Origin of the sequence: Haemophilus sp. C1 (genome assembly GCF_001276515.1) — a bacterium.
In the GTDB taxonomy this organism is placed as follows: Bacteria; Pseudomonadota; Gammaproteobacteria; order Enterobacterales; family Pasteurellaceae; genus Haemophilus.
In genome coordinates this window covers 45,999-69,996 of the sequence record NZ_LDVZ01000003.1, presented here as the reverse complement: position 1 = coordinate 69,996, position 23,998 = coordinate 45,999, and the positions used below count along the sequence as shown (strand labels likewise).

19 protein-coding genes are annotated in these 23,998 nt (G+C 38.0%); 9 read left to right on the top strand and 10 right to left on the bottom strand.

Translation table 11 applies throughout. The annotated features are described in order from the left end of the window. Positions 1-118 precede the first annotated feature (118 nt). Entirely contained in the window at positions 119-2,026 is a 1,908-nt protein-coding gene (gene dnaK, locus ABW51_RS02035) for a molecular chaperone DnaK (RefSeq protein ID WP_053465356.1), read from the bottom strand. 252 nt (positions 2,027-2,278) lie between these two features. Here dnaK and ABW51_RS02030 point away from each other — a divergent pair, with 252 nt between their 5' ends. Next, positions 2,279-3,718 (top strand): YdgA family protein, encoded by a 1,440-nt coding sequence (locus ABW51_RS02030; RefSeq protein WP_053465355.1) that lies wholly within the window; start codon positions 2,279-2,281, stop codon positions 3,716-3,718. Positions 3,719-3,762: 44 nt separating this feature from the next. On the opposite strand, the gene ABW51_RS02025 is transcribed toward ABW51_RS02030, so the two are convergent. The 3 genes from ABW51_RS02025 to mgsA all read right to left on the bottom strand — a co-directional run bounded on the left by ABW51_RS02025 (position 3,763) and on the right by mgsA (position 7,124). Then, positions 3,763-5,253, bottom strand: coding sequence for a surface lipoprotein assembly modifier (locus ABW51_RS02025; RefSeq protein WP_053465354.1), 1,491 nt, complete (start codon positions 5,251-5,253; stop codon positions 3,763-3,765). 96 nt (positions 5,254-5,349) lie between these two features. Continuing rightward, the gene (locus ABW51_RS02020; protein WP_053465353.1) at positions 5,350-6,345 is read right to left on the bottom strand and encodes a hypothetical protein; all 996 of its coding nucleotides are present in this window, start codon (positions 6,343-6,345) and stop codon (positions 5,350-5,352) included. A gap of 320 nt (positions 6,346-6,665) precedes the next feature. Further along, positions 6,666-7,124 carry a methylglyoxal synthase gene (gene mgsA, locus ABW51_RS02015; protein WP_053465352.1) on the bottom strand — a complete coding sequence of 153 codons (459 nt, stop codon included), beginning with the start codon at positions 7,122-7,124 and terminating at the stop codon, positions 6,666-6,668. A gap of 302 nt (positions 7,125-7,426) precedes the next feature. Here mgsA and aceE point away from each other — a divergent pair, with 302 nt between their 5' ends. The 8 genes from aceE to hda all read left to right on the top strand — a co-directional run bounded on the left by aceE (position 7,427) and on the right by hda (position 19,220). Further along, positions 7,427-10,087 (top strand): pyruvate dehydrogenase (acetyl-transferring), homodimeric type, encoded by a 2,661-nt coding sequence (gene aceE, locus ABW51_RS02010; protein ID WP_053465351.1) that lies wholly within the window; start codon positions 7,427-7,429, stop codon positions 10,085-10,087. Between the two features lie 63 nt (positions 10,088-10,150). After that, positions 10,151-12,040: a pyruvate dehydrogenase complex dihydrolipoyllysine-residue acetyltransferase gene (gene aceF / locus ABW51_RS02005; RefSeq protein ID WP_053465350.1), complete on the top strand. Its 1,890-nt coding sequence runs from the start codon at positions 10,151-10,153 to the stop codon at positions 12,038-12,040. Positions 12,041-12,140: 100 nt separating this feature from the next. Next, positions 12,141-13,565, top strand: coding sequence for a dihydrolipoyl dehydrogenase (gene lpdA, locus ABW51_RS02000; RefSeq protein WP_053465349.1), 1,425 nt, complete (start codon positions 12,141-12,143; stop codon positions 13,563-13,565). Between the two features lie 158 nt (positions 13,566-13,723). Then, the gene (apt, locus tag ABW51_RS01995) at positions 13,724-14,266 is read left to right on the top strand and encodes an adenine phosphoribosyltransferase (protein WP_005650156.1); all 543 of its coding nucleotides are present in this window, start codon (positions 13,724-13,726) and stop codon (positions 14,264-14,266) included. Positions 14,267-14,277: 11 nt separating this feature from the next. Beyond that, on the top strand, positions 14,278-16,344 hold the full coding sequence (gene dnaX / locus ABW51_RS01990) for a DNA polymerase III subunit gamma/tau (RefSeq protein ID WP_053465348.1): 2,067 nt from the start codon (positions 14,278-14,280) through the stop codon (positions 16,342-16,344). A gap of 139 nt (positions 16,345-16,483) precedes the next feature. Further along, entirely contained in the window at positions 16,484-17,110 is a 627-nt protein-coding gene (gene upp, locus ABW51_RS01985; RefSeq protein ID WP_013525717.1) for a uracil phosphoribosyltransferase, read from the top strand. Between the two features lie 104 nt (positions 17,111-17,214). Next, complete coding sequence (locus ABW51_RS01980; protein ID WP_053465347.1) at positions 17,215-18,459, top strand: nucleobase:cation symporter-2 family protein; 1,245 nt, start codon at positions 17,215-17,217, stop codon at positions 18,457-18,459. 65 nt (positions 18,460-18,524) lie between these two features. Beyond that, positions 18,525-19,220, top strand: coding sequence for a DnaA regulatory inactivator Hda (gene hda / locus ABW51_RS01975; RefSeq protein ID WP_053465346.1), 696 nt, complete (start codon positions 18,525-18,527; stop codon positions 19,218-19,220). 28 nt (positions 19,221-19,248) lie between these two features. Here hda and yciH read toward each other — a convergent pair whose 3' ends face one another. From yciH to rpsA, 6 genes are all read right to left on the bottom strand, one after another. Continuing rightward, a complete protein-coding gene (yciH, locus tag ABW51_RS01970; protein WP_053465345.1) occupies positions 19,249-19,569 on the bottom strand; it encodes a stress response translation initiation inhibitor YciH in 321 nt (106 codons plus the stop codon). Between the two features lie 5 nt (positions 19,570-19,574). Continuing rightward, entirely contained in the window at positions 19,575-20,267 is a 693-nt protein-coding gene (pyrF, locus tag ABW51_RS01965) for an orotidine-5'-phosphate decarboxylase (protein ID WP_005634817.1), read from the bottom strand. 23 nt (positions 20,268-20,290) lie between these two features. Further along, entirely contained in the window at positions 20,291-21,481 is a 1,191-nt protein-coding gene (gene lapB, locus ABW51_RS01960) for a lipopolysaccharide assembly protein LapB (protein WP_053465344.1), read from the bottom strand. Further along, positions 21,481-21,774, bottom strand: a complete 294-nt coding sequence (locus ABW51_RS01955) for a LapA family protein (RefSeq protein ID WP_053465343.1) — start codon at positions 21,772-21,774, stop codon at positions 21,481-21,483. The genes lapB and ABW51_RS01955 overlap by 1 nt, the downstream gene beginning before the upstream one ends. An 80-nt stretch (positions 21,775-21,854) precedes the next feature. Beyond that, positions 21,855-22,136, bottom strand: coding sequence for an integration host factor subunit beta (locus ABW51_RS01950; RefSeq protein WP_005629286.1), 282 nt, complete (start codon positions 22,134-22,136; stop codon positions 21,855-21,857). 121 nt (positions 22,137-22,257) lie between these two features. Then, positions 22,258-23,907 carry a 30S ribosomal protein S1 gene (rpsA, locus tag ABW51_RS01945; RefSeq protein ID WP_005630739.1) on the bottom strand — a complete coding sequence of 550 codons (1,650 nt, stop codon included), beginning with the start codon at positions 23,905-23,907 and terminating at the stop codon, positions 22,258-22,260. Between the last annotated feature and the right edge of the window lie 91 nt (positions 23,908-23,998).

Sequence of the window (23,998 nt, the reverse complement as noted above, 5' to 3'; positions counted from 1 at the left end):
AAATTTGATATCGCTATCAAATCTCCCCTAACCCCTCTTTTCTAAAGAGGGGGATCATTTATATACACCAAAAGGGCGTGTTTCCACGCCCTTTGTTTATGCTAAGAAGAGCGGTGAATTATTTATTATCTTTCACTTCTTCAAATTCAGCATCTACCACGCCATCATCTTTTGCTGATGATTGTTGTGGTTGCTCGCCACCAGCTTGTTGAGCTTTTGCTTGAGCAGCTTGCATTAATGGTTCAGAGGCTTTAATTACCGCTTCAATTTTTGCTTCAATTTCTGCTTTATCTTCACCTTTTGCCGCTGTTTCAAGCTCAGCGACTGCTGCTTCAATTTTCTCTTTGTCTGAAGCAGCTAACGCATCACCTGCTTCGGTAATTTGTTTGCGAGTTGCATGTGCGATACCATCTGCTTGGTTACGTGCTTGAACAAGTTCTTCAAATTTACGGTCTGCATCAGCATTTGCTTCTGCATCACGCACCATTTGTTGAATTTCTTCATCAGATAAACCAGATGATGCTTGAATACGAATTTGTTGTTCTTTACCCGTATTTTTATCTTTTGCAGATACGTTGATTACACCGTTTGCATCAATATCAAATGTTACTTCGATTTGTGGCATACCACGCGGTGCAGGATTAATACCTTCTAGGTTGAATTGACCTAAAGATTTATTGTCTGATGCACGTTTACGTTCACCTTGAAGAACGTGAATGGTTACTGCACTTTGGTTATCTTCTGCTGTTGAGAACACTTGCGATTTTTTGGTTGGAATCGTTGTGTTTTTCTCAATTAAAGTGGTCATCACACCGCCCATGGTTTCGATACCAAGTGATAACGGAGTAACATCTAATAAAAGAACGTCTTTCACATCACCTTTTAATACACCACCTTGAACTGCCGCACCGATTGCTACCGCTTCATCAGGGTTAACATCTTTACGAGCTTCTTTACCAAAGAACTCAGCAACTTTTTGTTGTACAAGTGGCATACGAGTTTGTCCACCCACAAGAATAATATCGTGGATTTCACTTACGCTTTTACCTGCATCTTTTAATACAGCTTTCAAAGACTCAATTGAGCTTGCCACTAAATCTTCTACTAATGCTTCTAATTTTGCACGAGTGATATTTAATGCTAAGTGTTTAGGGCCTGTAGCATCTGCAGTGATGTACGGAAGGTTCACTTCAGTAGATTGAGCTGATGAAAGTTCAATTTTAGCTTTCTCTGCTGCTTCTTTTACGCGTTGTAATGCCATTGGGTCATTACGTAAATCGATGTTTTGTTCTTTTTTGAACTCATCAATAATGTAATCAATTACACGGTTATCGAAGTCTTCACCACCTAAGTGAGTGTTACCACCAGTTGCTAATACTTCGAAAGTTTGTTCGCCATCAAAGTTATCAATTTCGATGATTGAAATATCGAATGTACCACCACCTAAGTCGTAAACTGCGATCACTTGGTTCTCTTTGCTTGAACCTAAACCGAATGCTAACGCAGCCGCTGTTGGTTCATTGATGATACGTTTAACATCTAAACCTGCGATTTTACCTGCATCAATCGTTGCTTGACGTTGTGCATCGTTAAAGTATGCAGGAACAGTAATTACCGCTTCTGTTACAGATTCACCCAAGAAATCTTCTGCAGTTTTTTTCATTTTTTTCAATACTTCAGCAGAGATTTGTGGCGGCGCTAACTTATCGCCTTTTACATTTACCCACGCATCGCCGTTATCTGCACGCACGATTTCGAAAGGCATAATTTTAATATCGCGTTGAACTTCTTCGCTTTCAAAACGACGACCAATTAAACGTTTAATCGCAAACAATGTATTTTTCGGGTTGGTGATTGCTTGACGTTTTGCAGGCTGACCAACTAAGGTTTCATTATCTGTATAAGCAATAATTGAAGGGGTTGTACGTGCACCTTCTGCATTTTCAATTACGCGCGCTTTGTCGCCGTCCATTACTGCTACACAAGAGTTTGTTGTACCTAAGTCAATACCAATAATTTTTCCCATTTTGTACTCCTAGTAAAAATTTTAAAATTCGGGGTAATTTGTTACGAATTGTAAGATGTGGATATTCTTTCGCATTTCAAGAGAAAATTTTAAAAATTTTTTATTTCTTAAAGTGCGGTGATTTCCGTTCTTGTTTTTCAAGATAAGTCTCAAATAATGAACTTCAAGGGGAAAACAAAAATTTTCAGGCAAGAAAAAGGGATTTGTGATAAATTTGGCGAAAATTTTTACTTTAAAATAGGAAAGAAATAAATGAAAAAATCAAAAATTGCTGCAGGCGTAATCGTTGCTCTTGCTGCCGTTTGGTGTACAGGTGCATGGTTTACAGGGAAAAAAGCGGAAGAAGAATATTTACATCAACTCAACCAGTTAAATCAACTATTTGCCAAAACAGATGCATTAGAAGAAAGTAAAATTTTTTATAAAAATATAAAATTTGATAGAGGATTATTTGCGTCTCATATTCAAGATCAAATAGAAATCCACAAGGCAAATGAAACGATCATTATTCCTTTATCATCAATACTTTATCACGGGCCTTTGCCGCTTGATCGTGTGGCAAAACTGAATTTCGTTCCAACCATTTTCTCAAGCCAAACCTTGTTAGGAAAAAATGAAACAACTCAAGCACTCTTTGACATCACAAAATCAGAGAAACCGTTACAACTTAATTTCGCAATGAATTATGCCTTAAACGGTAATGCGGAATTAAAACTTACATCGGGGCAATATCACAATGAGCAATCTAAGGCTGACTTTGATTGGTCAAATGTCGTATTAAATGTTGATTTAGACAAAAATGAACCAAGCAATTATACACTATCTGTAGATGCATTTAATTCAAATGACCCAAATCATGCAGTTTCAATCGCTTCATCAATTAAAATAAAAGATCTTGTCGTACAAGGCTCGTTGCAAAGCACAAAATGGCCATTTATTTATAGTGGGAATATCAATAGTAAAATAGGCTATTTTGAGCAAAATACCGAATCTGCAGAGACTGGCGAAAAATTCTCTCTTATTCAGAAAAACAGCCAAGCAAATTTAACTACACAAGTTGAGGGTGATACAGTAAATATCATAAATAAAACAAATCTGGATGAATTACATATTAATGGCAATAACTTAGGTAAAGTGACCAACAATGTAGAATTCAACCATATTGATGGCAATGCTTTACAAGAACTTTTAAACATTTTAGTGGCAATAGGCAAGGCTGATTCAGATATGCCGTTACCTAAACCATTGGTGCAAAAATTACAACAAGCAGGCATGGTCATTGCGAATAATCAGCCTCAAATTAAATTAGCCCCTCTTTCTATTTCTGATGAAAAAGGCAAAGTGGCATTAGATCTGAACATTGCTTTAGTGCCAAACCCTAAATTTGATTTAATGCGCAGTGGCTTATACAAACAATTCAAAGATTTTTCGATCAATTTTGATGTGAATAAAGAAACTGCAATTTCATTATTATCTAAATTTACACCAGAAAATCAAAAACAAGATTTAGTTTACAGAATGGACGAATTAATTGCTGAAGACGAAGCAAATGGCATTATCGTAAACACCGATAAAACCGTCACATTAACGCTTGCTTTAGAGAATAACGAATTGAAACTAAATGGTAAGCCAATCCCAGAAGAACAGTTAAAAATGGTACTCTTTATGCTTGTGATGGGGGGATTTGGATGATAACAAAAACAGGGCGATAAATTATCGCCCTGTTTTGTATTTAATTAAAAGGTTTTCTCAAATAACACATTCACATTCTTCTGAGTGTAAGAATACATTTCTGGAATATTACTATCTTGTTTACGCCAGCTTAATTGGAGTTTTGGCGTAATCCCCCAAATATGCCAGTCACGTTTCCATAGGGATAAATTCACACCGTAAATTTTATCTTTTCGTTTTTTACCTACGGAAAGATCAAGCAAGCCTAACGGGGTTTGGTATGAACCCAAAGTTAATACATCTTTGTATTGCCTTTGCGTAAAAGATAAATTTAAACGAGAAGAAAAACCAAGCCATCCCCACTCTTGTCCCCAACCTAAACGTAAACTTTTAGTGTCTGAACTATATTGACGAACCTTCGTTCTTTCTGCCATAAAATCAGAACCGAGATAGAAAAACTGTTTTGGTGTTCTTGCCCAAAGTAAGGTTGCTGAAATTAGTTTGTTATTGCCGTTTTGTGATGTACTGTCGAGATAACGTTGTTTGGAAAATTCTCCCGCCGTAGAAATCTGCCAATTCGGGCTTAACCAACGAGAAAATTCTACCCTTGCCCCGTTAGACCAACGGTAACTTTCGCCACCATACCAACGTTTTTCATAAAAAGGTTTAATACGGAAATTTTGCTTCGTGGTTTTATGCGCATAGCCAACAAAAGTGCGGTTGGAAATATCATCAAATTCATGATTATCCCAATAACTCTTGCCCCCGAACGCATTACCCACTGTGAGGTAATGAGAACGCCATAAATTGAAATCTCTCGAAATATCCAGTGAATACGCCAATCCGTGTGCAGTTTGAGGCAACATTGATTCAGGGCGAGTAATTACCCCACCATTACGTAGAACTAAACGGCGTCCACTGCCGACATTATTCACATTGGTATCTCGCACATAGTTAAAAGAAAAATCCACATTCCAGCTATCACGTTCTTTTAAAGCCTCTAAATAAGCATCCATTAAACGCTTAACTTGAGGCGGTAAATTCCCTGCAGTTTGCGCTTTTTCAAATTGGTCTTTGGCAGCACCATCTTGTTTTTGATTGAATAAAGCGATAGCCAGTTCAATTCGCACAGGATTTAAATTTGGATTTTTGGCTAAAATTTCACGATATTTATCAATGGCTACAGTATAGTTTTCCGTTATCGCAGCCAATTTCCCTTCCGCAAAGCGTTCCATAATCGGGTCACGATTTGGAAAAGTGCGGTAAATTTCCAGCAATTTTTTAATCATTTCTGGATTGCGGGCATAAATGGCACGAGTTAATAATTCGTGGGTTAAAACTGGGTTTTGTTTAAGTTGCTCAAGGGTAATTTGAATTTGTTCGGCTTGTTCTGTACCTAAGTGCGGTAAATTTGGTTCTCGTTTTTCAGGTTTCGCAATATTAATTTTATTATCAAAGTCAGTATTTACTGGGATTTGACGAACATCTTGCACTAAGATTTCTGCCGAGGCAAAAATGGGAAAAAGAACGGTGAGAAATAGGAATGTTTTTTTCATTATGGTCAATATGTTATTTGAAGCGAACATTAGCTCATTATAAAAGAAGATAAAAATGGCGGACTAAAGTCCGCCGACAATGTGATAGCTAAATTATTATGGTTGTATTTGTCCGCCAAATACTGCTTCATAACTACTAATTTTTTTGCCATCAATACTACCTAAATCACCATTTGGTGAACGAGGGTTGCTATAAATAGTGGCTGTACCTGCCATATCAGAAAAACCGCTCTTACCATAAAATTCTAATTTAAACCGTCCATCAGTATCAGTGTTATAGATTGCATCGCCAGTAACCTTATAATCTTGATAAGTTATAAAGTCCTCTGGTTTATCAGTCTTAAGTTGAATTGTACGCCCTAATAGCTTACTACTCATTTCACCAGAGAAATCAAGTATTTTCGATCGCCCCGCTAAGAATTTACTAGAATCTATAGTTAGCTTTACTACACCATCATTTTTATTATAAGCAATTACCTCACCCTGAATATCTTTTACCATTGCCTTAACATTTCCTTCATATGCAAACTTACCATTGCCAATCCCCCCCAAACCAGGTCCATCAGATTGAGGTAAATATGCTCCCCCAAAATATAGTACATATTTTACATGCTCTTTGGATTCTCTTGCACGATTCCTTGGATCGGGATCAACCTCAGTCGTTGCCATTCCATAGCTAGCATATGGCAAATTGACTACATCATATGTCACTTCTGTATTGTTTATTGTTTTTTTCCCTTCATGAGAACCTAATTTATTCCCTGAAATTTCGTTTAAATCTAAAGTACCAGCCACTAAAGAATCAGACCCGACGATATTAATTCCAAAACGTTCATTAGAGCCTGATGGATTATTATCTGAAGCTGTATTATTTAAATCTAATGTACGCCACTTCGTTCCATTTGACGTTTTAGATGCTTCCTCATAATTATAGTCTTCAGGTGTTGCAAGCGTAATAGCTGGCGCATCTGATGAATTTTGCGGTTGAACGGGTGTTGGTTTTGCTGGCGAATTATCAGAATTAGAAAGACAAGCCGTTGCACCCAATGAAACTAAAATCGCAAGTGCGGTTGTTTTAAAGGTTGGTTTCATAATTTTTCCTTTGGAATAAATAAAAATAGAGGAATGTTTTTATTGAAAAGGAGAGGTTTTATAAATAAAAAATCTATTTACAAAAACACCAATAAAAACTTTCCGATTGTAAAAAAAAAAAAAAAAACGCAAGCGAAAACGATTAAAAATAAAAAATTTTTTATTTATTTATGACGATTTGGGCGAATTGATAAAATAGAGGGAAGAAGAAAAGTATTGTAGGGTGGGCTTCAGCCCACCTTTTTTATTCATTTTTGATGGTTATTGGTGGGCTAACGCCCACCCTACAACTATAAAGTGCGGTAAATTTTCGTTGCAGTTTAAGCTAAACGCTCTTCTAAATACCCTTCATAATCTGGCACGTCAATTTCGACATCTTGTTCAAATAAAACTGAAGTTAAAAGAAAATCTGCAGAGCTTTGATTAATCGCAACAGGGATATTCCACACTGTTGCAATACGCATGAGGGCCTTCACATCTGGATCATGTGGTGCGGCATTCATTGGATCCCAAAAGAAGATCATCATGTCGATTTTCTTTTCTGCGATTAATCCGCCAAGTTGCTGGTCGCCGCCCATTGGACCACTTAATAAAGATTGAATGCTTAAACCTGTTTCTCGTTCTAAGATATGCCCTGTCGTACCTGTTGCATAAAGTATATGAGGCTTAAGTGCATCTTTATGTTTTTGAGTCCAATTCAGTAAATTTTTTTTGCAGCTATCATGAGCCACAAGTGCAATACGTTTGTGTTGAGTGAGGGTTCGTGTGGTTGTATGCATTATTGATTCCTTTTGAAATAAGTTTGAAAAACTTTAAAACAAAGCCCTACAGAATGCAATGTTTTACTGATGATTTCGGTGAGCATAAAAAACACACGAAAAAATTACCGCACTTTCAAAAGATTACCGATTAACAAGCCCCTCAACAGGGAGATTTGATGAAAATTTACTATCTTTATCTCAAAAAATCTTCTAAAATTTACAAGATTTGTTAAATGTTTGTAAAAAGGCAAGCATTTCTGATATTCGTGTTTAGTGTTTACTAAACTAATGTTCACTTAATTAACAGATAAGGAAAACCTATGTCTGAGATTTTAAAAAATGACGTTGATCCAATCGAAACTCAAGATTGGTTACAATCATTAGATTCTTTGATTCGTGAAGAAGGCGTAGAGCGTGCACAATATATTATTGAGCAAGTTATCGGCCAAGCACGCACTAACGGTGTTTCATTACCGACAGGTGTAACGACCGATTATGTCAATACTATCCCTGCTTCTGAACAACCTGCTTACCCAGGTGATCATGTTATTGAGCGTCGTATTCGTTCTGCTGTGCGTTGGAATGCTATTGCTATGGTATTGCGTAGTCAGAAGAAAGATCTTGACTTAGGTGGTCATATCTCAACTTATCAAGCTGCAGCAACCATGTATGAAGTGTGCTATAACCACTTCTTCAAAGCCGCAACCGAGAAAAACGGTGGTGACTTAATTTTCTTCCAAGGCCATGCTGCTCCGGGTATGTATGCGCGTGCATTCTTAGAAGGTCGTTTAACTGAAGAACAAATGGATAACTTCCGTCAAGAAGCCTTTACCGATGGTTTATCTTCATATCCACACCCTAAATTAATGCCTGAATTCTGGCAATTCTCTACGGTTTCTATGGGGTTAGGCCCTGTGAACGCCATCTACCAAGCGCGTTTCTTGAAATACTTAGATAATCGTGGCTTAAAAGATACCAAAGATCAAAAAGTCTATGCTTTCTTAGGCGATGGTGAAATGGATGAAATTGAGTCTAAAGGTGCATTAACTTTTGCGGCTCGTGAGAAATTAGATAACTTAATCTTCACTATCAGCTGTAACTTACAACGTTTAGACGGCCCGGTTAATGGTAACGGTAAAATCGTTCAAGAATTAGAAGGATTATTTACTGGTGCTGGCTGGGAAGTCATTAAAGTTTTATGGGGCAGCGATTGGGATAAATTATTCGCTAAAGATACTTCAGGTAAATTAACTCAGTTAATGATGGAAGTGGTTGATGGGGATTATTTGACTTTCAAATCTAAAGATGGTGCTTATGTGCGTGAACATTTCTTCGGTCGTTATCCAGAAACCGCTGCATTAGTTGCAGATATGACTGATGATGAAATTTGGGCATTACGCCGTGGTGCACACGATAGCGAAAAATTATATGCAGCCTATGCAAAAGCACAAAATGCAACGAAACCAGTTGTAATTTTAGCGCATCAAGTTAAAGGTTATAAAATTCCTGAAGCGGAAAGTAAAAACACCGCTCACCAATCTAAAAAAATGTCTTACGAAAGCCTTAAAGGTTTCCGTGACTTCTTTGAATTACCATTAACCGATGAGCAAGTAGAAAAATTAGAATACATTAAATTTGCTGAAGGCACGCCTGAGTATGAGTACTTACATGGACACCGTAAAGCATTAAACGGTTATGTTCCTGCTCGTCGTACTAAATTTGATGTTGAATATAAAGTTCCTGCATTAGAAGAGTTTAAAGCATTATTAGAAGAACAACCTCGTGGTATTTCAACCACTATGGCGTTTACTCGTGCATTAAACATCTTATTAAAAGATAAAAACATTGGTAAAACTATCGTTCCAATGATTGCTGATGAAGCACGTACTTTCGGTATGGAAGGTTTATTCCGTCAAGTAGGTATTTATAACCCACATGGTCAAAACTATGTTCCTTCAGATCGTGATTTAGTGGCTTACTATCGTGAAGCAAAAGATGGTCAAGTTCTACAAGAAGGTATCAATGAATTAGGTGCAACCGCATCTTGGTTAGCAGCAGCGAACTCCTACTCTGTCAATAACCAACCAATGATTCCATTCTTCATTTACTATTCAATGTTTGGTTTCCAACGTGTGGGCGATATGATGTGGGCTGCAGGCGACCAATTAGCTCGTGGTTTCATGGTGGGTGGTACTTCTGGTCGTACAACCCTGAATGGTGAAGGTTTACAACACGAAGATGGCCATAGCCATATTCAAGCAGGTATCATTCCGAACTGTGTCACTTACGACCCATCATTTGCATTTGAAGTTGCTGTAATTATGCAAGACGGTATTAACCGCATGTACGGCGAAAAACAAGAAGATGTATTCTATTACATGACAACATTAAATGAAGTCATGGATCAGCCTGCAATGCCAGCTGGTGCGGAAGAAGGTATCCGTAAAGGTTTATATAAATTTGAAACAGTGGAAGGTAAAAAAGGCAAAGGTCACGTTCAGTTATTAGGTTCTGGTGCGATTATGCGTCACGTTCATGAAGCAGCACAAATTCTTGCAAATGACTACGGTGTGACTTCAGATGTATTTTCTGCACCGTCATTCAATGAATTAGCCCGTGAAGGTCACGATGCTGCACGTTGGAACTTATTACACCCAACAGAGACACAACGCGTGCCATACGTTGCTCAAGTATTAGCTGATTTACCAACCGTTGCTTCAACTGACTATGTTAAAGCATACGCAGATCAAATCCGTGCATTCGTACCAAGTCGTCATTATCATGTGTTAGGTACAGATGGTTTCGGTCGTTCAGACAGCCGTGCAAACTTACGTGAACACTTCGAAGTTGATGCACGTTATGTTGTGGTTGCTGCACTTTCTCAATTAGCGAAAGAAGGTACAGTATCTAACCAAGTTGTTGCAGATGCGATTGCGAAATTCGGTTTGAATGTAGATCGTATCAATCCGCTTTACGCGTAATTGATGAAAACTGCGGTCAAAAAACATCGTGTTTTATGACCGCACTTTAAAAGGAACAAAAAAATGTCAAAACAAATTCAAATTCCTGATATTGGTAGTGATGAAGTTACAGTAACAGAAGTCATGGTAAACGTAGGCGATACCATTTCTGTTGATCAATCTATCATTAACGTTGAAGGCGATAAAGCTTCAATGGAAGTACCTGCACCAGAAGCGGGTGTTGTTAAAGAGGTTTTAGTCAAAGTCGGTGATAAAGTCACAACTGGCACCCCAATGCTCGTATTAGAAGCTGCAAATACTGCGCCAGTAGCTGAAGCACCTGCTGCACCAGTAGCCGCTACTGCGCCAACTGCGTCGGCTGTTATTGAAGTAAACGTACCAGACATCGGTTCTGATGAAGTAAACGTTACTGAAATTATGGTTAAAGTGGGCGATAGCGTTGAAGTTGATCAATCAATCATCAATGTTGAAGGCGATAAAGCTTCAATGGAAGTTCCGGCACCAATCGCAGGTGTAGTAAAAGAAATTTTAATCAATGTCGGTGATAAAGTTTCAACTGGAAAACTCATCATGAAATTTGAAACTGCATCAGCTGCTCCAGTTGCTGCATCAGCACCAGCTCAAACAGCTGCGCCTGTAACAGCCACAACATCTGCAATTAAAGATGTGAATGTGCCAGATATTGGTGGCGATGAAGTCAATGTGACTGAAATTATGGTTGCCGTTGGTGATACTGTTTCAGAAGATCAATCATTAATTACCGTTGAAGGTGATAAAGCGTCAATGGAAGTTCCGGCTCCATTCGGCGGTGTAGTAAAAGAAATTCTCGTGAAATCAGGTGATAAAGTATCGACTGGTTCATTAATTATGCGCTTTGAAGTAGCTGGTGCAGTGCCAGCTGCAGAAACATCTGCTCCAGCGCCACAAGTTACATCACCTGCGCCGGCTGCACAACCTGCTCAATCTGGCAATGTATCTGGCTTAAGTCAAGAACAAGTGGTGGCAAGTGCTGGCTATGCGCATGCTACCCCAGTTATTCGTCGTTTAGCACGTGAATTTGGCGTAAACTTAGATAAAGTAAAAGGTACAGGTCGTAAAGGTCGTATCGTTAAAGAAGATATCGAAGCTTATGTGAAGACAGCGGTTAAAGCTTATGAAAACGGTGCAACAGCACAAGCTGCTAGCAACGGTGTAGCAAATGGCGCTGGCTTAGGCTTATTACCATGGCCAAAAGTTGATTTCAGTAAATTTGGCGAAATTGAAGAAGTTGAATTAAGTCGTATCAACAAAATTTCAGGTGCTAACTTACATCGTAACTGGGTCATGATTCCACATGTTACTCACTTCGATAAAGCAGATATCACGGATTTAGAAGCATTCCGTAAAGAACAAAATGCGTTAGCAGAAAAACAAAAACTCGGCGTAAAAATCACGCCAGTTGTGTTCATTATGAAAGCGGTGGCAAAAGCATTAGAAGCGTATCCACGTTTCAATAGCTCAATTACCGAAGATGCACAACGCCTGATCTTGAAAAAATACATTAACATCGGTGTGGCAGTAGATACACCAAACGGCTTAGTTGTGCCTGTGTTTAAAAATGTGAACAAAAAAGGCATTATCGAACTTTCTCGTGAGTTAATGGAAGTATCGAAAAAAGCACGTGAAGGTAAATTAACTGCTTCTGATATGCAAGGTGGCTGTTTCACCATTTCAAGTCTTGGTGGTATTGGTACAACTCACTTTGCACCAATCGTAAACGCGCCAGAAGTTGCCATCCTTGGTGTGTCTAAATCATCGATGGAACCAGTATGGAATGGTAAAGAATTTGCGCCACGCTTAATTCTACCAATGTCATTATCCTTCGACCACCGTGTAATCGATGGTGCAGATGGTGCACGATTCATCAGCTATATCGGCGCTGTATTAGCGGATTTACGCCGTTTGATTATGTAATAACGCCCCTTTCTTCTAATTAGAAGAAAGGGCGTTTTAGCAAATCCATTATGATCGCAAAAAGTGCGGTCAATTATTTAAACGTTTTTACGAGGTAAAAATGAGTAAAGAAATCAAAACCCAAGTAGTGGTACTTGGTGCAGGTCCGGCAGGTTACTCTGCAGCATTCCGTTGTGCGGATTTAGGCTTAGAAACTGTATTAGTTGAACGTTATTCAACCCTTGGTGGGGTATGTTTAAATGTAGGTTGTATTCCATCTAAAGCATTGTTACACGTAGCAAAAGTGATTGAAGAAGCAAAACACGCAAGTAAAAATGGTATTTACTTTGGCGAGCCACGAATTGATTTAGATGAGGTTCGTGCAGGTAAAGAAGCGGTTGTCGCTAAATTAACTGATGGTTTAGCGGGTATGGCAAAAGCACGCAAAGTTACTGTTGTTGAAGGATTAGCTGCATTTACTGATCCTAATACTTTAGTCGCACGTGATCGCGATGGCCATCCAACTACAATCAAATTTGATAATGCTATTATTGCAGCAGGTTCTCGCCCAATTGAATTACCATTTATTCCACATGAAGATCCGCGTATTTGGAACTCAACGGATGCACTTAAATTAAAAGAAGTACCTAAAAAACTTCTCATTATGGGTGGCGGTATCATCGGTTTAGAAATGGGTACGGTTTACCACGCATTAGGTTCAGAAATTGAAGTTGTGGAAATGTTCGACCAAGTTATCCCTGCAGCGGATAAAGATGTTGTTGCAATTTATACCAAACAAATCGAGAAAAAATTCAAGTTAATGCTTGAAACCAAAGTAACTGCAGTTGAAGCGAAAGATGACGGTATCTACGTTTCAATGGAAGGTAAAGCATGCAACGATACTAAACGTTATGATGCGGTTCTAGTTGCAATCGGTCGTGTACCAAATGGCAAATTGATTGATGCAGGTAAAGCTGGCGTTGAAGTTGATGATCGTGGTTTCATTCATGTTGATAAACAAATGCGTACAAACGTGCCACATATCTTTGCAATCGGTGATATCGTTGGCCAACCAATGTTAGCACACAAAGGTGTTCACGAAGGCCACGTTGCTGCAGAAGTCATTGCGGGACAAAAACACTACTTCGATCCTAAAGTTATTCCATCAATCGCTTATACTGAACCAGAAGTAGCTTGGGTAGGTAAAACTGAGAAAGAATGTAAACAAGAAGGTTTAAACTACGAAGTGGCCAAATTCCCTTGGGCAGCATCAGGTCGTGCGATTGCGTCTGAATGTTCAGAAGGTATGACGAAGTTAATCTTTGATAAAGATACACATCGCGTACTTGGCGGTGCAATCGTAGGTTCTAACGGTGGTGAATTATTAGGTGAAATCGGTCTTGCCATCGAGATGGGTTGCGACGCAGAAGATATCGCATTAACTATCCACGCACACCCAACGTTACACGAGTCTGTTGGTTTAGCCGCGGAAGTATTTGAAGGCTCAATCACTGACCTTCCAAATGCAAAAGCAAAGAAAAAATAATTTCTATTTAAGAAGTTTTAATTCATCTTAAATTGTAAATTCAAACTTAAATAAAAATCCCCAATAGGGGATTTTTATTTTCCTACCTTTTTATTTTTTTATGATAAGATACCGTCCTAAAAACGTTTATTTTTTTACCGCACTTTTGAGCATTATTTATGACTACACAACTTGATTTAATTAAATCTTCTATCAAATCAATTCCTAACTATCCAAAAGAAGGCATTATCTTCCGCGACATTACTACCCTTTTAGAAGTTCCAGCAGCTTTTAAAGCAACAATAGATCTTATTGTGGAACAATATCGCGATAAAGGAATTACCAAAGTGCTTGGAACTGAATCTCGTGGTTTTATTTTTGGTGCGCCTGTAGCTTTAGCCTTAGGTTTGCCTTTTGAATTAGTACGTAAACCTAAAAAATTACCACGTGAAACTATTTCTCAATCTTATCAATTAGAATATGGTCAAGATACTTTGGAAATGCACGTTGATGCAATTTCAGAAGGTGACAATGTTTTAATCATTGATGATTTATTAGCAACAGGTGGCACCGTTGAAGCGACGGTAAAATTAGTACAACGTTTAGGTGGAGCGGTAAAACACGCTGCATTTGTGATTAATTTACCTGAATTAGGTGGCGAAAAACGCTTAAATAATTTAGGCGTTGATTGCTATACACTCGTCAATTTTGAAGGTCATTAATTAAGGATTAGATGAGCTATCAAGTCTTAGCCAGAAAGTGGCGACCAAAAACATTTGCTGATGTCGTTGGGCAAGAACACATTATCACGGCATTAGCAAATGGATTAAAAGATAATCGACTACATCACGCCTATCTCTTTTCTGGCACGCGTGGTGTAGGAAAAACCTCTATTGCCAGATTATTTGCAAAAGGATTAAACTGTGTTCACGGGGTAACCGCAACACCTTGTGGCGAATGTGAAAATTGTAAAGCCATTGAGCAAGGCAATTTCATTGATTTAATTGAAATTGATGCGGCATCTCGCACAAAAGTTGAAGACACGCGTGAATTATTGGATAACGTGCAATATAAACCTGTTGTGGGAAGATTTAAGGTTTACTTAATCGATGAAGTCCATATGCTATCTCGTCATTCATTTAATGCGTTGCTCAAGACATTGGAAGAACCGCCAGAATATGTAAAATTCTTACTCGCGACAACGGATCCACAAAAATTACCTGTAACTATTCTTTCTCGCTGTTTACAATTTCATCTCAAAGCATTAGATGAAACCCAAATCTCCCAGCATCTTGCCCATATTTTGACGCAAGAAAATATTCCTTTTGAAGAGCCTGCATTAGTTAAACTTGCAAAAGCGGCGCAAGGAAGTATTCGTGATAGCTTAAGTTTAACGGATCAGGCCATTGCAATGGGCGACCGACAAGTTACAAATAGTGTTGTAAACAATATGTTAGGGTTGCTTGATGATAACTATTCTGTTGATATTTTATACGCCTTACACCAAGGCAATGGCGAACTCTTAATGCGAACACTGCAAAGAGTTGCAGATGCGGCAGGCGATTGGGACAAATTACTTGGCGAATGTGCAGAAAAATTACATCAAATTGCACTCATGCAACTTCTTCCACAAAAATCTTCAGATGACAATGAACATTTTTCATTTTTAGCCAAACATATCTCCCCAGAAGATGTTCAGTTTTTTTATCAAGTTATTGTTTCTGGTAGAAAAGATTTATCAAATGCGCCAAACCGTCGTATTGGTGCAGAAATGACATTATTGAGGGCATTGGCATTCCACCCAAAGTTCCTTACGGCAGTACCAAAGGCTAACACTACAATTACTCCACCACCATCAACGCCAAGTGCGGTTGAAAATACAGGTAATTATGTAGATGTTCCGGTACTGTCGCAAAGTATCAAATCTGCTTATTCTCAAGCAAAACCAAATAAAACGAGCATTCCAAATTTAGCAAGCCTTTCGGCTTTAGATGCGCTTGAACATTTAACACAACTGGAAAACCAAGAACGTCAAGTTCAAAAAGCTGAATCTGTAGCTGTAGTAAGTGAAACTTTACATCACATCCAAGAACTGGATGAAGAAAAATCCCATAAAAAAATGACCGCACTTCCCGTGCGAGAAATGACTGAGCCGAAGCCCAAGCACATAGAAAAGCCTATATCAGTACTAAATGCCGCACAGGCTCTACAAGAAAATACCACTGAAGAAAATTCAAGTGATGATAATGTAGAAATTGCTCAAGATGAGCAAGAAATCTTGAGTGCTGACACCTATCGTTGGGAATGGAGCAATCCAGAACTTGCTAAAGCCGATACAGGCGTTCGTCCTTCCGATATAAAACAGGCTATTTTGAAAGATATTACGCCTGAATTACGTTTAAAAATCATTACCCAAACTCAACAACAAGATGAGTGGGCAGATATAGTTGAACGTTCTGGCGTAACAGGATTTAGCAAAGAATTAGCGTTAAATTGTTTCTTACAAAGCAAAACTGATAATGAAATCAATCTTGGACTACATTCAGAAAAATCCCATTTACGCCAAGACAGAAGCATAAAAAATTTGGTTGAAGCTTTGAGTAAATTGCAAGGTAAAGATATTCGATTAACAATTAATATTGATGATAGCAATGTCACGACGCCAATTGAATATCGCCGTAATATTTATCAAGCATTGCGAGAAAAGGCTCAAAATGAGTTGCAAAAAGATAGTAAATTACAAATTCTGCTCAATGAGTTTGATGCAAAATTAGATATAGAGAGTATTCGACCAGTTTAAAAATATTGTGTTTTCCCCTCACAATTTCCCTATCAAATTTATAAAATCATCAGAATATTTTTATTAAGCTCTACCATTTTGTATGTTTTTAATCTAAAATTCGTCAATTTGTTTTTTAAGAGCCAAAAGGAGAGTAAAAATGAAACTGGTTGAAGTAAAACACCCACTTGTAAAACACAAACTAGGTGTGATGCGTGAAGCTGAAATTGATACGAAAAAATTCCGTGAACTGGCAACAGAAATCGGTAGCTTATTAACCTATGAAGCAACCTCTGATTTAGAAACTGAAAAAGTAACGATCAACGGTTGGAATGGCCCTGTAGAAATCGATCGAATTAAAGGTAAAAAAGTAACGGTTGTGCCAATTTTACGTGCAGGTTTAGGAATGATGGATGGTGTACTTGAACATGTACCAAGCGCACGTATCAGTGTAGTGGGTATCTACCGTAATGAAGAAACCCTTGAGCCAGTCCCTTATTTCCAAAAATTAGCCAGCGATTTAGAAGAACGTCTTGCAATTGTGGTGGATCCAATGCTTGCAACAGGCGGTTCTATGATTGCAACCCTCGATCTTTTAAAAGCAAAAGGTTGTAAACATATCAAAGTATTAGTATTAGTGGCTGCACCAGAAGGAATTAAAGCTCTTGAGGCTGCACATCCTGACATTGAACTTTACTGCGCTTCTATTGATAGCCATTTAAATGAACAAGGTTACATTATTCCGGGTCTTGGTGATGCGGGCGATAAAATTTTTGGGACAAAATAATCCCCAAAACAAGACGGCATTTAAGCCGTCTTTTTTCCGTGCGTGAAACACAAGAAAAACTGACCGCACTTTTTAAGTTAATTCAAACAGAGAGTTGAAACTAAATGACAAACCAAACTTCTTCTTTCCCTTCGGAAAATCAAAGCAAATTAAAACAATCTTTTGTTGGCCTACAAATGCTCTTCGTCGCATTTGGTGCGCTAGTACTCGTGCCATTAATTACAGGACTTGATTCCAATACGGCATTATTAACCGCAGGCGTTGGCACTCTACTCTTCCAATTTTGCACAAGCAAGCAAGTGCCTATTTTCTTGGCATCATCTTTTGCCTTTATTGCCCCTATTCAATATGGCGTACAAACTTGGGGAATTGCAACCACGATGGGCGGCTTAGCATTCACTGGGCTTGTCTATTTCGCCTTAAGTACGCTAGTAAAATTACGGGGAGCAGAAGCACTACAACGTTTTTTTCCGCCTGTAGTTGTAGGTCCTGTGATCATTATCATTGGTATGGGGCTTGCACCTGTGGCAGTTGATATGTCCTTAGGCAAAAACAGTGCTTATGCGTATAACGATGCAGTATTAGTTTCAATGGTAACACTTCTCACTACTTTATCTGTAGCAGTGTTTGCCAAAGGATTGATGAAACTCATCCCAATTATGTTTGGTATTACTGCGGGATATATTTTATGTTTATTCTTGGGTTTAATTAATTTCCAACCAGTTATTGATGCGCCTTGGTTTAGCTTACCAAAATTAACTGCACCTGAATTTAACCTAGAAGCCATTCTTTATATGTTACCAATTGCTATTGCCCCTGCCGTAGAACACGTGGGCGGCATTATGGCGATTAGCTCAGTAACAGGTAAAGATTTTCTAAAAAAACCGGGATTACACCACACTTTATTAGGCGATGGCGTCGCTACTGCTGCAGCTTCTTTAGTGGGCGGCCCGCCTAATACAACTTATGCGGAAGTTACTGGTGCTGTGATGCTAACACGCAACTTTAACCCAAATATTATGACTTGGGCTGCGGTTTGGGCTATTGCGATTTCATTCTGTGGAAAAGTAGGCGCATTCCTATCAACCATTCCAACGATTGTAATGGGTGGAATTATGATGCTTGTTTTCGGTTCAATCGCAGTCGTGGGCATGAGCACCTTAATTCGTGGCAAAGTTGATGTTACCGAAGCGCGTAATCTGTGTATTATTTCTGTCGTCATGACATTTGGTATCGGCAATATGTTTGTAGATGTGGGTAACGTATCACTAAAAGGTATCAGCTTGTGTGCGATTGTTGCTATCATCTTAAACCTTGTTTTACCGAAAGCAAAAAATGAAGTAGAATAATCCCCATTTCAAAGGGTTAAATTATCATTTAGCCCTTTCTTACTTAATCTGTAATACATAAACATTTGAATAAGCAGCTTCCCTTACCCATTCATCAAATTGATGATGCCACATTAGAAAACTTTTACGGCGATAATAATCTTTTATTGCTTGATTCTTTACGCAAAAATTCATCTGATTTAAAACAACCGTTTTTCTACATTTGGGGAGATAAAGGCTCTGGTAAAACCCATTTACTTAGAGCATTCAGTAACGAATATTTAATCAAACAGCGCACTGCGATCTATGTTCCTCTTAGCAAATCTCAATATTTTTCTACCGCAGTTCTGGAAAATTTAGAACAGCAAGAATTGGTATGCTTAGATGATTTACAAAGCGTCATAGGAAATGATGAATGGGAACTAGCTATTTTTGATCTGTTTAATCGAATTAAAGCAAGCGGAAAAACAATTTTACTTATTAGTTCAGATAAATCGCCTTCCGCACTTTCTGTAAAATTACCTGATTTAAACTCTCGCTTAACTTGGGGCGAAATTTATCAATTAAATTCCTTAACTGACGAGCAAAAAATTAGTGTACTGCAACATAACGCTTATCAACGAGGAATTCAATTACCCGATGAGACGGCTAATTTTTTACTTACACGACTAGCACGAGACATGCACACATTATTTGAAGCACTTGATCTACTAGATAAAGCATCATTGCAAGCACAACGAAATCTTACGATTCCTTTCGTCAAAGAAATTTTGAATCTCTAACAAAAAAGGCGCTAATGCGCCTTTTTAATTATCCACCTGATAATTTAACGGTAAACCCTTTTTGCTCTAACAATTGCTTGAGTAAATCACGCTTTTCACCTTGAATCTCAATAATGCCATTTTTAACTGATCCGCCACATCCGCAACGTTTTTTTAATTCAGCCGCTAATTTTTTCAAATCCTCGTCAGATAAATCTAAACCCGTTATAACCGATACGCCCGCACCTTTCCTACCACTCGTTTGTTTTTGGATACGTACAACGCCGTCTCCTTTTGGGCGAACTACAGAAGCCTTTTCCTCTTTAATTCGACCCACATCTGTTGAATACACTAAAACAGAATCTGACATCATAATTACCCAATAGATGCATTAATAGAACGAAGAACCTCTGCTGGATTATCAGCTTTAGTAATAGGACGCCCTATCACTAAATAATCTGAACCAGCACGAATCGCAGCTGTAGGTGTCATCACTCGTCTTTGATCACCAAAATCCGCTCCAATTGGACGAATACCTGGGGTCACCAATTTAAACTCTTCTCCACAAGCGTTACGTAAAATTTCAACCTCTTGCGGAGAGCAAACCACACCATCCAAACCTGCACGTTGGGTTAAATGAGCTAAGCGTAAAACTTGTTCCATTGGCGATGCATTAATCCCAATTTGTAATAAATCCAAATCTTCCATACTGGTTAATACCGTCACAGCAATAAGCAATGGCGCATCTTTCCCATAAGGTTCAAGAATTCTCTTAGCTTCTTCCATCATTCGTAGCCCACCGCTTGCGTGCAAATCTACCATCCATACACCCAAATCAGCTGCGGATCTGACCGCTCTTGCCACCGTATTTGGAATATCATGATATTTAAGATCTAAGAAAACATCGAAATTACGTTGATGTAATTGTTTTACAAAATTAATACCAAGTGTAGTAAACATTTCTTTACCCACTTTTAATCGGCACAAACTCGGATCAATTTGATCAACTAAAGCAAGAGCCTCTGCTTCTTTCTCATAGTCCAATGCCACAATAATTTTGCTTGTCATAATGTTACCTCACTGAGTATCAATTAATTATGTTCTTGACTTGAAACTGGTTTAATACTTTCCCATTGACGGCAAGATGGGCAATTCCACAATAGCTTATGGATTTGATAACCACAATTTGTACAACGATAGGCCGATGTTTGCTTAATTCTTTCACCAACCATTTTATGTAATAAAATTAGGCTTTCTTTTCCCCTTCCGTCTTCTGCATCATCAATTTGATACTGCATAAAACGATGGAAAATTAAAGTACTTGGCTTTTTCGTGAGTTGCTGATAAAGCTTAGCTTGAGCAGCAGACTTGCCATCTTTTTCTTCAATTAATTTGACCAAAGCTAGCTCTACTTCGTCATTATTAGTAATTTGGCCAGCACGAATTAAGAATAACTCAAAGTTATCTAACTGATTTAATTCTTCATAACAATGTTTTAAAGGTGACAAAATTTCACCAGTATAATCTGGATTTTGCTCTAAAACATGTTCTAGTATTTTTGCTGCTTGTTGATATTGACCTTCGAGCATTTCTAAATTTGCGAGTAATAAAGAAGCACGAACACAAGTAGGAGAAACTAACAAAGCTTTTTGTAAAAAACTGTGTTTTTCAACCGCACTTTCAGGCTCTAAACTTTGTGAATATTCACAATAACATTGCGCAAGTTCAATATTATTCTCTTGTGGTTGTATTTTAGCGAGTTTTTCAGCAATATTAACCGCTTTTTTCCATTCTTTAGTTTTTTGATAAATCACTAAAAGTTGCTGTAAAGCATTTTCTGCAAATTCAGGTTCATCCACTAGTAAAATATAAAGATTTTCAGCGCGGTCAAAAAAACCAACCACCATAAAATCTCGAGCAAGCTGCTGCTTTGCGAGTAATTTTTGCTCAAATGTATAATTAGGACTAAGGTCTAAAGCTTGGTGAATACGCAATGCACGATCAACTTCGCCTCTAGAGCGGAATAGATTGCCAAGTGTAAGCTCAGCTTCAAATTGGGAGTGGCTTTCGATTTCATTTTCGGTTTCTTGCTTCTGAAGCATGTCCAAAAACAAATCTACAGCTTTATCGGTTTGATTGGAAAGTAAGAAGTTTACCCCCGTAACATAATCTCGGGAGAGTTTATTACTAATGTCATCTTGATCTTTCTTTGCACTACGCTGCCCCATGTACCAACCATAGGCTGCAGCAATAGGCAATAGTAGAAAGAGTAATTCTAGCATCAGGCGACCTTATCGCGCACAGTAGTCAACTCGTTGATTTGCAAAGTTTGGCGCTTAACTTGACGAGCTAATGCCATATTTTTAAGTTTTAACTTAAGATAGAAAAAAGCGGTGATTAACCAGCCAAGAATTAAACCTAATCCAAATAAAATAGCAACAAGACTCGATAGTTGGAGCTGACTTTCCGCCACAATATAATTAAATGTAATAACTTGATCGTTATTTGCTCCAACGGTAATTGCAACCAACACGATAGCGATAAAAATCACAATACCTAAAATATATTTAATCATAACATTTCCTTAAAATATGGCTTTTCTAAATAATGGCAAACGTTGTAGTTGGAAAGGCATATTCGAACATTTTAATTTTATTAATAAATATCTACACGCTCTTTTAACTCTTTACCTGCTTTAAAGTGCGGTACAGATTTAGCTTCTAATTTAACAGAATCACCCGTTTTTGGATTACGCCCTAAACGAGGATTACGATAATGCAGTGAAAAACTTCCAAATCCTCTCAACTCAACACGATCGCCATTTTCAAGAGATTGAGAAATAAACTCCAAAATATCTTTTACCATATTTTCGATTTCTTTTACGGGTAAAGTCGGATGTTTCGCTAATAATTTTTCTATAAGTTCTGACTTAGTCATCGTCTTTTCTCCCTTAATATTATTCAAATTAAGATTTATTGCTAATACATTATTTCAATGTATTAGCAATAAGCCCTAAAAATAAGGCTGGACATGAGCCCAGCCTTATTACGTGAATTAATTATTCACCTTTAGCTGCTTTAAATGCTTCAGCCATTGCGTTTGGAATAGCAACTTCTTCTTGTTTGTTATTCACATTTGCAACTGCAGCAGCTTCTTCAGCTTGATCTTTTGCTTTCACTGATAAGTGAACGATACGAGATTTACGATCTACACCAGTGTATTTAGCTTCAACCACATCACCTGCAGCAACTTCATTTGTTAAATCAGCTGCACGGATATAACCTTCAACGCCGCCCGCTAATTCAACTTTAGCACCTTTTGCATCTGCTTCAACTACAGTTGCAGATACTACAGCGCCTTTTTTATTGATCGCTACGAAGTTATTGAATGGATCTTCTTCAAGTTGTTTGATACCTAAAGAGATACGCTCTTTCACTGCATCAACAGCTAATACTACTGCAGAAACTTCGTCACCTTTTTTGTAGTTACGAACTGCTTCTTCACCTGATACATTCCAAGAAATATCAGATAAGTGAACTAAACCATCGATACCACCTTCAAGACCGATGAAGATACCGAAATCAGTGATAGACTTGATTTTACCAGTTACTTTATCGCCTTTATTGTGAGTTTCAGCAAATTGAGTCCATGGGTTAGCTTTACATTGTTTTAAGCCTAAAGAAATACGACGACGTTCTTCATCAATTTCTAATACCATTACTTCTACAGTATCGCCTAAGCTAACAACTTTAGATGGGTGGATATTTTTGTTAGTCCAATCCATTTCAGAAACGTGAACTAAACCTTCAACGCCATCTAAGATCTCAACAAAACAACCATAGTCTGTTAAGTTAGTTACTTTACCAGTTAATTTACTGTTTACTGGGTGATTTTCGGCAATTGCAGCCCATGGATCTTGACCTAATTGTTTTAAGCCTAAAGATACACGAGTACGATCTTTATCAAATTTTAATACTTTAACAGTAACTTCATCGCCAACATTCACGATTTCGCTTGGATGTTTAACTCGTTTCCAAGCCATATCTGTGATATGTAATAAACCGTCAACACCACCAAGATCAACGAATGCACCGTACTCAGTTAAGTTTTTAACGATACCTTTAACTTCTGAACCTTCAACAAGATTTTCTAATACTTGTTCACGTTCTTGGCTGTTTTCAGATTCAATCACTGCACGACGAGAAACAACAACATTGTTACGTTTTTGATCTAATTTGATTACTTTGAATTCTAATTCTTTACCAAGTAAGTGATCTGCTTCACGCGCTGGACGAGTATCAACTAAAGAACCTGGTAAGAATGCACGAACACCGTTTAACTCAACTGTGAAGCCACCTTTCACTTTGCCGTTGATTAAACCGATAACGGTCGCTTTTTCTTCGTAAGCTTTTTCTAATTCAATCCAAGATTCGTGACGAACAGCTTTCTCACGAGAAAGTTTAGTTTCACCGAAACCATCTTCAACTGCATCTAATGCAACATTTACAGTATCGCCAACTTGGATTTCAAGTTCGCCTTGTGCATTTAAGAATTCAGCAACTGGGATTGCAGACTCAGATTTTAAACCTGCATCAACAAGCACAAAGCCTTTTTGGATAGCTACTACAGTACCGCTAACGATTGAACCTTGACGAGTTTCAAGGCCTTTTAATGATTCTTCAAAAAGTTGAGCAAAAGATTCTGACATATAAATAATCTTCTTAATTTAAGTTAATAACATCCACATTAAAATCCATAAAATGCGGGGTTGAGGATAAATGCTTATTCTTCCTTGAACA

Coding starts and splice junctions, on each gene's coding strand:
- mgsA (WP_053465352.1), bottom strand. CDS start 7,124: ATGCATACAACCACACGAACCCTCACTCAACACAAACGTATTGCACTT.
- ABW51_RS02030 (WP_053465355.1), top strand. CDS start 2,279: ATGAAAAAATCAAAAATTGCTGCAGGCGTAATCGTTGCTCTTGCTGCC.
- apt (WP_005650156.1), top strand. CDS start 13,724: ATGACTACACAACTTGATTTAATTAAATCTTCTATCAAATCAATTCCT.
- pyrF (WP_005634817.1), bottom strand. CDS start 20,267: ATGACAAGCAAAATTATTGTGGCATTGGACTATGAGAAAGAAGCAGAG.
- ABW51_RS01950 (WP_005629286.1), bottom strand. CDS start 22,136: ATGACTAAGTCAGAACTTATAGAAAAATTATTAGCGAAACATCCGACT.
- ABW51_RS02025 (WP_053465354.1), bottom strand. CDS start 5,253: ATGAAAAAAACATTCCTATTTCTCACCGTTCTTTTTCCCATTTTTGCC.
- ABW51_RS01955 (WP_053465343.1), bottom strand. CDS start 21,774: ATGATTAAATATATTTTAGGTATTGTGATTTTTATCGCTATCGTGTTG.
- dnaK (WP_053465356.1), bottom strand. CDS start 2,026: ATGGGAAAAATTATTGGTATTGACTTAGGTACAACAAACTCTTGTGTA.
- aceF (WP_053465350.1), top strand. CDS start 10,151: ATGTCAAAACAAATTCAAATTCCTGATATTGGTAGTGATGAAGTTACA.
- dnaX (WP_053465348.1), top strand. CDS start 14,278: ATGAGCTATCAAGTCTTAGCCAGAAAGTGGCGACCAAAAACATTTGCT.
- yciH (WP_053465345.1), bottom strand. CDS start 19,569: ATGTCAGATTCTGTTTTAGTGTATTCAACAGATGTGGGTCGAATTAAA.
- upp (WP_013525717.1), top strand. CDS start 16,484: ATGAAACTGGTTGAAGTAAAACACCCACTTGTAAAACACAAACTAGGT.
- ABW51_RS01980 (WP_053465347.1), top strand. CDS start 17,215: ATGACAAACCAAACTTCTTCTTTCCCTTCGGAAAATCAAAGCAAATTA.
- ABW51_RS02020 (WP_053465353.1), bottom strand. CDS start 6,345: ATGAAACCAACCTTTAAAACAACCGCACTTGCGATTTTAGTTTCATTG.
- lapB (WP_053465344.1), bottom strand. CDS start 21,481: ATGCTAGAATTACTCTTTCTACTATTGCCTATTGCTGCAGCCTATGGT.
- rpsA (WP_005630739.1), bottom strand. CDS start 23,907: ATGTCAGAATCTTTTGCTCAACTTTTTGAAGAATCATTAAAAGGCCTT.
- lpdA (WP_053465349.1), top strand. CDS start 12,141: ATGAGTAAAGAAATCAAAACCCAAGTAGTGGTACTTGGTGCAGGTCCG.
- aceE (WP_053465351.1), top strand. CDS start 7,427: ATGTCTGAGATTTTAAAAAATGACGTTGATCCAATCGAAACTCAAGAT.